The organism is Limnohabitans sp. (genome assembly GCF_030158565.1).
In the GTDB taxonomy this organism is placed as follows: domain Bacteria; phylum Pseudomonadota; class Gammaproteobacteria; order Burkholderiales; family Burkholderiaceae_C; genus Limnohabitans_A.
This window is the reverse complement of sequence record NZ_JAOASQ010000056.1, coordinates 25,146-32,808: the sequence shown is the minus strand read 5'-3', so window position 1 is coordinate 32,808 and position 7,663 is coordinate 25,146. Positions and strand designations below refer to the sequence as shown.

At 61.8% G+C, this 7,663-nt stretch carries 10 protein-coding genes; all 10 read left to right on the top strand.

Annotated features, from left to right (window positions below; genetic code table 11):
* Positions 1–1,388: molybdopterin cofactor-binding domain-containing protein (locus tag Q1W40_RS11920; protein WP_300712231.1), on the top strand; the 1,388-nt coding region annotated here is incomplete at its 5' end.
* A 16-nt stretch (positions 1,389–1,404) separates the two neighbouring features.
* On the top strand, positions 1,405–2,430 hold the full coding sequence (locus tag Q1W40_RS11915) for an XdhC family protein (protein WP_300712228.1): 1,026 nt from the start codon (positions 1,405–1,407) through the stop codon (positions 2,428–2,430).
* A 54-nt stretch (positions 2,431–2,484) separates the two neighbouring features.
* Positions 2,485–2,853, top strand: a complete 369-nt coding sequence (locus Q1W40_RS11910; protein WP_233250126.1) for a DUF2946 family protein — start codon at positions 2,485–2,487, stop codon at positions 2,851–2,853.
* Positions 2,854–2,952: 99 nt separating this feature from the next.
* A complete protein-coding gene (locus Q1W40_RS11905; RefSeq protein WP_300712224.1) occupies positions 2,953–3,420 on the top strand; it encodes a copper chaperone PCu(A)C in 468 nt (155 codons plus the stop codon).
* Between the two features lie 30 nt (positions 3,421–3,450).
* Positions 3,451–3,843 carry a DUF2946 domain-containing protein gene (locus Q1W40_RS11900; protein ID WP_300712221.1) on the top strand — a complete coding sequence of 131 codons (393 nt, stop codon included), beginning with the start codon at positions 3,451–3,453 and terminating at the stop codon, positions 3,841–3,843.
* 87 nt (positions 3,844–3,930) lie between these two features.
* Positions 3,931–4,518, top strand: a complete 588-nt coding sequence (locus Q1W40_RS11895) for a helix-turn-helix domain-containing protein (protein ID WP_108326873.1) — start codon at positions 3,931–3,933, stop codon at positions 4,516–4,518.
* 9 nt (positions 4,519–4,527) lie between these two features.
* On the top strand, positions 4,528–5,070 hold the full coding sequence (locus Q1W40_RS11890) for a copper chaperone PCu(A)C (protein WP_300712214.1): 543 nt from the start codon (positions 4,528–4,530) through the stop codon (positions 5,068–5,070).
* 19 nt (positions 5,071–5,089) lie between these two features.
* Positions 5,090–5,971 (top strand): MbnP family copper-binding protein, encoded by an 882-nt coding sequence (locus Q1W40_RS11885; RefSeq protein WP_300712211.1) that lies wholly within the window; start codon positions 5,090–5,092, stop codon positions 5,969–5,971.
* Positions 5,972–5,977: 6 nt separating this feature from the next.
* A complete protein-coding gene (locus Q1W40_RS11880) occupies positions 5,978–7,126 on the top strand; it encodes a methanobactin export MATE transporter MbnM (protein WP_300712208.1) in 1,149 nt (382 codons plus the stop codon).
* Positions 7,127–7,216: 90 nt separating this feature from the next.
* Positions 7,217–7,579: a DUF2946 family protein gene (locus Q1W40_RS11875; RefSeq protein ID WP_300712203.1), complete on the top strand. Its 363-nt coding sequence runs from the start codon at positions 7,217–7,219 to the stop codon at positions 7,577–7,579.
* Positions 7,580–7,663 lie beyond the last annotated feature (84 nt).

The following is a 7,663-nucleotide window of genomic DNA, read 5'->3' as shown; positions in this document are numbered from 1 at the left end:
TGGTGCAGGTCAGCGACGGCGTGGCCGTGGTGGCCGACTCCTGGTGGCGCGCCAAAAAGGCGGCCGAAAAACTCAGCATCCAGTGGGACGAAGGCGCTGTCGCATCGATCAGCGATGCTTCCATGCTGGAAGGCAACCGTGCTGCAGCCAAATCTGGCAAGGTGATTCCGATCATCGCGTCCAAAGGCGATGTGGCCAAGGCCATCGGTGGTGCCGCCAAAGTGCTGGAAGCCGAATACATCACGCCCATGCAATCGCACTCGCCACTGGAGCCGATGAACTTCACCGCCCATGTGCAAGGCAACAAGGCCCTGTTGATCGGTCCTACCCAATTCCAACAAGGCGCTCACGGTGCTGTCGCTGGCGCTTTGGGCCTCAAGCCTGAAGACGTCACGTTGAAGACCACCTACTTGGGTGGTGGTTTTGGTCGCCGCCTGGAATTGGACTTTGTCGTTCAAGCCGCAGAGATCTCCAAGGCCGTCGGCAAGCCGGTCAAGCTGGTGTGGACTCGCGAAGAAGACATGACCCATGACTACTACCGTCCCATGGGCGTGAACAACGTCAAGGCCGGTCTGGACGCATCGGGCATGCCCGTGGGGGTGCACTTCAAGGTCACATCCCAATCGATCACGCAGCGCGCTTTCGGTTTGCCCAAAGAGACCTTGGACCCTTTCATGGCAGAAGCTGCGGTGACCGGCTACAACGTGCCCAACACGCAGCACGATTTGGTGATCCACGACACCGGCTTCCGTGTCGGTTACTGGCGCGCCGTGAGCCACAGCATGAACGCTTTCGCCAACGAGAGCTTCGTTGACGAGATGGCCAAGGCCGCAGGTCAGGACCCTTACGCTTACCGCATGAAGATGCTCGAAGGCAAGCCACGTTACGCCAACGTGCTCAAACTGGCTGCTGAAAAAGCGGGCTGGGGCAAGCCTGTGGCCAAGGGCCGTGCACGCGGTATTGCCTTGATGGAAGGCTACGACAGTTACATGGCACAAGTGGCCGAGGTGAGCTTGAACAAGGACGGCAGCGTCAAGGTTCACAAAGTCACTGTGGCCGCTGACGTGGGCCACATGGTCAACCCCGACACGGTGGAAGCCCAGCTGCAGTCCAGCATCATCTTTGGCATGGGCGCGGTGCTCAAGCACCAGATCACCATGGCCAATGGCCGCGTGAAAGAGAGCAACTACAACACCTACGAGCCTGTGCGCATGCATGAAACGCCACAGATCGACATCGTGTTGGTCAAGAGCACTGAAAAGCCAGGCGGCATTGGTGAGCCTGGCACTGCGGTGGCTGCGCCTGCGATTGCCAACGCCGTGGCGGCCCTCACGGGCAAGCGCGTGCGCCGCCTGCCATTGACCGCCGACGCGATCCGTCAAGCTTGACGTCCGGAGGTCTGCTGTGGAAAGTCTGGATCTGCGTGTGCTGGCCGATGTGCTGGCCTGGAAACAAGCTGGCCACAGCGTGACCTTGGTCACCGTGGTGGAAACCTGGGGCAGCGCCCCCAGGCCACCCGGTGCTTTATTGGCTGTGCGAGACGATGGACGGGTCAGCGGTTCTGTCTCGGGTGGCTGTGTGGAAGACGATCTGATCGCCCGCATCAAAGCTGGCGAATACGAACACCTGACCCACCCCTCGATGGTGGCCTACGGTGCCACCAAGGAAGAGGCCGCACGTTTTGGCTTGCCTTGCGGTGGCACTTTGCGTTTGGTGCAAGAGCCGGTGAAAGACACCACCTGGATCGAACAAATCCTGGAGCGCACACACGCGCACCAACTGGTGGCCAGAACATTGAGCCTGAAAGATGGTCGCGTGCAACTGCGCGATGCCCAGCGCGGTGAGACGCTGCAGTTCGATGGCATCGCCTTGACCACCCTGTTTGGTCCCCGCTGGCGCTTGTTGTTGATTGGCGCTGGCCAGCTCGGCCAGACGGTGGCCCAGATGGCGGGCATGTTGGACTTTGAGGTCCTGGTGTGTGACCCGCGTGAAGAGTACGCGGCCACCTTGCAGATGAACGGCGTGACCCGCGTGATGGGCATGCCCGACGACGTGGTCAGGGACATCGTGCCCGATGCACACACGGCCATCATTGCCCTGACCCATGATGCCAAACTGGACGACATGGCCCTGATCGAGGCCCTGAACTCCGATGCGTTTTACATCGGTGCCCTGGGCTCACGGCGCAACCAGGCCACACGCAAAGCCCGGTTGGCCGAGCACTTCGATTTGACCGAAGCGGCGTTGGCCCGACTGCACGGCCCCGTGGGTTTGCAGCTGGGTGCCAAAACACCAGCCGAGATCGCCGTGTCCATCGTGGCCGAGATCGTTCAGGTCAAAAACACCGTGGTCAAAAAAAGCGGTGAAGCGGTGGCGCTGAGCAGTCTGGACATCGGCGACTCACGCATCACCGCCTGCGCCTTGACTTGATGTGAACCCGCCATCGGTACTGGAAAAGTCATTGCAAGCGGCAATGCGATAATCATGGCCATGCAAACCCTGCGCAACGCCCAACTGCTCACCCGCCTCGTGCTGGTGTGGTTCGCGTTGTTCATTGGGGTGGCGGTGGCTTCGCCGCTGGTCAAGCCAGAGGCCACGCAGCTGGTCTGCACCGCCATGGGCAGCATGAAGTTGGTGCAAGCCGACGCCGATGACAACGGGGCTGCCGCTTTGCACACTGCACTGGACTGCCCTGCTTGCCTGCCTTTGGTGGCCCCCCCCGTGGCTGCTTTGCCAACCTTGCTGCCCCCTGGCGGCTTGTCGCACGTTTTGCAAGCAAGGCCTGCCGCCCTGCTGGCCAGCTTGCTGGGGCAACCCTGGCAGGCCCGCGCTCCTCCCGCTTTTTCTGCCTGAGTGCCTTGTGGGCGAAGCACAGCTTCGCCCACAAGCTTTTCAGCGCATCTGGCGCTTGCCGCCGTCCCGATTTTTCTTAACCCTGTCCAGGAGTGATCCATGCAACGTCTTGTTTTGTCCGTGTCTGCCCTTTTCTTGTCCGTGGCCGCATCGGCCCAAGTGACCGTCAAAGACGCCTGGGTGCGCGCCACTGTGCCCCAGCAAAAGGCCACTGGTGCCTTCATGCAACTGCAGTCGGCGCAAGATGCCAAACTGGTGTCGGCCCAATCGCCTGTGGCCGGTGTGGTCGAAGTGCACGAAATGGCCATGGACGGTGGCGTCATGAAAATGCGTGCCGTGCCCAGCTTGGCCTTGCCCGCAGGCAAAGCTGTCGAGCTCAAGCCCGGCGGTTACCACGTCATGCTGATGGACCTGAAAGGCCAAGTCAAAGACGGTGACACCGTGCCCGTGACCTTGGTGGTGGAAGGCAAAGACGGCAAACGCCAGTCGGTCGAGCTCAAAGTGCCTGCCCGCACAGCCGCCGCTCCGGCCATGAACCACGGCGCAGGCCAGATGCACAAGCACTGATCGGCCTGAGCATCCAACACTGATCGGCCCATGACCTGGACCTCCTTCCAACTGCGCAAACTCAGCCTGCTGGTGCTGTGCGTGATGCTGCTGGGTGCCTTGGCGCTCACGGTCTCACGTGCACGCGCTTGGAGCCAAGGTGCGCAGATCAACTGGACAGAGGTTTGCACCACCGACGGTGCACGTCAGCTGGCGGTGGATCAGACCCCGGATGAGGGCCGTGCCCCAGTCCCTGGCATGGGCATGCTGGACCATTGCGCTTTGTGCGTGCTGGCTACGGACCGCATGGCCCCGCCCGTCACCCCCTGGGTCTGGCACGGTTTGCCCCTGGCGCCGCCCAAACTGGCGGACGCGCACATTCTTTTTATTCAAACCGTCCTGCATTGGTCGGTGCACTCTCGCGCTCCTCCCGATCTGAGCTGAATTGTTGTCGTGCAGGCGTGTCCGCCTGTTCATGTCCGGTTGACGCCCCAAAGCAGTTGAACCGGCAAATTCAGTCAGGAGAAAAGCGTGAAATTCTTAACTCAAATTCCGGTGGGTGAGCCCATCGTCGTAGCCCGTGGCCAAACCTTGTTGAGCGCCGGCTCGGTCGGCCCGGTCTGGCGGGTCACCCAAGGCGTGTTCAAGCTGGAGCGCACAGGGCAGGATGGCCAAACATTGGTGCAACTGGCCCATGCAGGCGACTTGATCGGGGTCGAGGCCTTGTGCGCCGAACCCTATGCGTTTTCGGTGGTGGCCCTGGTGGCCGCCAAGGCGCAGCCGATGGCCGTCAACCATGACCTGGACCGCTACACCACCATGGCCCAAGGCTTCATGCAGCAACAGCGCCAGACCTGCGACATGCAGCGCCTGCGCACAGGGCACATTGGGCAACGCCTGGCCTATTTGCTGACTGTGCTGGGGCGTCAGTCAGACGGGCGCATTGTGGACGTGCCGCGCAAAGATTTGCCCACCCTCAAGGAAATGGCGCGTGTGGTGGATTCGGCATTCGAGACCGTTTGCCGCGAGCTCAACCGCCTGATGGTCGAGCGTCAACCCCAGCGGGTCAAGCCCGCGTCTGTGTGGGCCGGGGCTGAGCCGTTTGCCTTGGCGGCTTGAGGACTTTTCATGAACTTCAAAACCATGAACCTCTTGGCGCTGCTGCGCAAAACCGGCTTCGGGTTGGGCTTCGTTTTGGGCGGGCTGTTCATCGGCGCTGTGGCGCTGTGGACACCTCAGGCCCACGCCCACGACTTCAAGCAAGGCGATCTGGTGATCGACCACCCCTATGCCACGCCCAGCCTGGCTGGCACGCGCAACGGCAGCGTGTACTTCAAAGGCCTGCGCAACCGGGGCGGCCAAGCCGACCGTTTGATCGCGGCCAAGAGCGCGGTGGCCGAGCGGGTCGAGTTGCACCAGATGCAGATGGACGGGCAAGTCATGCGCATGCGTGAAGTGCCTGCCATTGAGCTGCCTGCACGCACCGAAGTCAACTTACGTCATGGCGGTGCAGGCACACACCACCTGATGCTGATCAATCTGAATCAGCCCTTGAAAGATGGCGATCGCTTCGATCTGGAGCTGGTCTTTGAAAAAGCCGGAACCCGGCGTGTGAACGTCTGGGTCCAAACACCGCGCTCGGGCAATGCCAACCCTGCACATCAACACTGAAACCCACCAGGAGACCTTTATGAAACAACTCTTCATCACAGCTGCCGCCCTGGCACTGGCCGCTTGCAGCACAGTGCCTACCGCGCCCAAAACCGCACAGGTGTCGCTCAACTTTGCGGCGCAAATCAACGGCCAGACTTTTGCCTGCGGCCAGCGTTACGACGGCGTGGGCACCACACGTTCGAGCATCACGCCCAGCGACTTTCGCATGTATGTGAGCGAGGTGAAGTTGTTGCGCCAAGACGGCAGCGCCGTGCCAGTGCAACTGACGCAAGACGGCATGTGGCAGCACCATAACGTAGCTCTGATCGATTTTGAAAACGGCACCGGCCCCTGCCGCAACGGCACCACCGCCACCAACACCGCCGTGCGTGGCCAAGTGCCTGCGGGTGACTATGTGGGTGTGGAGCTGACCGTGGGCGTGCCCTTTGCACTGAATCATCAAGATCCGACCGTCGCCCCTGCACCGCTTAACTCCACGGCCATGTTCTGGAACTGGCAAGGCGGCTACAAGTTCATCAAGTTCGACACCACCAGCAGTGGCATCAACACCGACAAACCAGCTGCCCCCAACGCCATGGGCCCTGTCACGCGCTATTCGGTGCACCTGGGCAGCACCGCGTGCGCGGGCGACAGCAAAACCCAAGCCCCCAGCGCCTGCCAAAACCCCAACCGCATGACCGTGCGCCTCAACCAGTTTGACCTGGCCAAAAACACCGTGGTGGTGGACATGGGCGCTGTGGTGGCACAGGCCAATGTGGACGTGAACGCCAAAGGCACATCGCCCGGCTGCATGAGCTTTTTGAAAGACGCCGACTGCCCGCCCGTGATGAGCGCTTTGGGCTTGGCCTATGACGGCGTGGCCGCTGCTGGCGCGCAGCGCCTGGTGTCCCAGCGCTGATCGGCCATGAAGCGTTTGTCTCGCCCCCTCGTGTTGTGGCCCGCTTTGGTGTTGGGCTGGGTGCTGCTCAGCGGCAGCGCCCTGCAGGCTTACCACTGGGGTCTGCCCGCATGGGTGCCTCGCCCGGTGGAGCCGGCCGACAACCCCATGAGTGCGGCCAAGGTCGAGCTGGGCAGGCACTTGTTTTATGACCAACGCCTGTCGGCCGACAACAGCATGTCGTGCGCCAGCTGCCACCACCAGGACAAAGCCTTCACCGATGGGCTGGCCTTGTCTGAAGGCGTGACGAAGGAACTTGGCAGCCGCAGCGCCATGTCGCTGGCCAATGTGGCGTACCTGCCCGTGCTCACCTGGGCCAACCCGCACTTGACCGCGCTGGAGGTGCAAGCCTTGGTGCCGCTGTTTGGCGAACACCCGGTCGAGATGGGCATGGCAGGGAAAGAGAAAGAGCTGTTTGCACGCCTGCAAGCCGATGCGCGTTACCGTGAACTGTTTGCCAAAGCCTTCCCGGCCGAGGCAAGCCAGGGCGCGCAGGCGCTGTATTCGCTCAGCACGCTGACCAAAGCGCTCGGCAGTTTTCAGCGCAGCTTGTTGTCGTTTGACAGCCCTTATGACCGCTACCAATACGGCGGACAAAAAGACGCCATCAGCGCATCGGCCAAGCGCGGCGAAGCGCTGTTCTTTGGTGAAAAGATGGAGTGTTACCACTGCCATGGCGGCTTCACCTTCACCGACAACATCCGCCACCAAAAACTGCCGCTGGCCGAACAAGGCTTTCACAACACCGGGCTGTACAACCTGGATGGCCGGGGCGCGTATCCGCCCAACAACGTCGGCATCAGCGAGCTGACGGGCAACCCCGACGACATGGGCCAGTTCCGCACGCCCACGCTGCGCAACGTGGCGCTGACCGCGCCCTACATGCACGACGGCTCGATCCCCACGCTGCAGCAAGTCATCCGCGAGCACTACGCCCAGGCGGGCCGCGCAGGCAACACCCCTGCAGGCCCCAACCCCATGCGCAGTTCGCTGATCGCCGGGTTTGAAGTGAGCGAGCAAGAAGTCACCGACTTGGTGGCATTTTTGAATGCGCTGACGGACAAGACATTCGTTCAGAACCCTCGGCACGGCAACCCATGGACGGCGCGTCGGTGAATCTCTGCATGTCGATCCGAAACCGAACACACCCCATGGTCTCCCTTGACTCGGGTCAATCATCGCTTGTGTTTTGAGATAATCCATAGCATGTTCAACACACTTCAAATACTGCGCCGCCTGGCCCGCCTTGTGCTGGTCTGGTACGTGCTGTTTGTGGGTGTGTCGGTTTTGGCGGCCACGCTGCAGCCCAAAACCATGGACGTGGTGTGCTCCAGCATGGGCCTCATGAAGGTGGTGGTGCAAGGCGAGGGCGGTGACGCCCAGGTGCGCAGCAGCATGGACTGCCCGCTGTGTGCCCACGCCACGCCCACCCTGCCGCCGCCCACGGTGGCCGATCTGGCCCATGTGGCCGATGCCCGCTCGCACATCGTGCAGCGACTGCCCGAGGCCGTGCTGATCGCACGCACGGCCCCGCCTTTGCCCTCTCGCGGGCCCCCTGAACTGATCTGATCGCCGCAAGGCCACTTGGTTTCACCCGAGTTTGTACGGGTGAATTCTTTTTCGCGTGCATGGCTGTGCCTGCTCGCTCAGATT